At 50.4% G+C, this 726-nt stretch carries 4 tRNA genes; all 4 read left to right on the top strand.

The annotated features are described in order from the left end of the window. The 4 genes from ACZ3HG_RS22990 (at position 1) to ACZ3HG_RS22975 (ending at position 724) form a co-directional block, all read left to right on the top strand. Positions 1–77 (top strand) — tRNA-Arg (locus ACZ3HG_RS22990). A 113-nt stretch (positions 78–190) separates the two neighbouring features. Further along, positions 191–267, top strand: a tRNA-Arg gene (locus ACZ3HG_RS22985). A 233-nt stretch (positions 268–500) separates the two neighbouring features. After that, positions 501–577 (top strand) — tRNA-Arg (locus ACZ3HG_RS22980). Between the two features lie 73 nt (positions 578–650). Next, a tRNA-Arg gene (locus ACZ3HG_RS22975) sits at positions 651–724 on the top strand. Positions 725–726: the final 2 nt, after the last annotated feature.

Below are 726 nucleotides of genomic sequence, written 5' to 3'. Positions count from 1 at the left end.
GCATCCATAGCTCAGCTGGATAGAGTACTCGGCTACGAACCGAGCGGTCGGAGGTTCGAATCCTCCTGGATGCACCACATTTTTTAAAGCGGCTTAGTGCGGCTTTAATATTGGGAAGTACTGGTGCAGCGTTAGCAGCCCTGCATCACGGTGAGTAGTCAGCACACTGCGTTATACAAGAAGTAGCAATGCATCCATAGCTCAGCTGGATAGAGTACTCGGCTACGAACCGAGCGGTCGGAGGTTCGAATCCTCCTGGATGCACCATTTTATTTAAGAGTGAAACCCTGTGGGCTGGCATGTTGTAAAGTTTTTCGCCAACACAAAGGAAGGTAACGTCGTTCACGACGACACATGAGGCTTAGGTCATAGCCGAATGTTCTTCCGGGTGACATCATTTCTTAATGAGTGGTCGTGATTTTCTTCAGTATCTCCTCAGGTTTGTCGCTTTATCTCCCCCGATAGTGTTACCCCGCAGAAAACTGCGTCGCTTTACCCTTGCATCCATAGCTCAGCTGGATAGAGTACTCGGCTACGAACCGAGCGGTCGGAGGTTCGAATCCTCCTGGATGCACCATATTCTGAAAAGTGGCAGGCTACTCTGTAGTAGCCTGCTTCTGAAGTCTGTAAAATCAACATGCCTTACCCCTGCATCCATAGCTCAGCTGGATAGAGTACTCGGCTACGAACCGAGCGGTCGGAGGTTCGAATCCTCCTGGATGCACC

The sequence above is a fragment of the Erwinia sp. PME.40.26/001 genome (genome assembly GCF_055556675.1).
The sequence above is the reverse complement of the archived record's forward strand: the minus strand, read 5'-3'. Positions and strand labels throughout refer to the sequence as shown.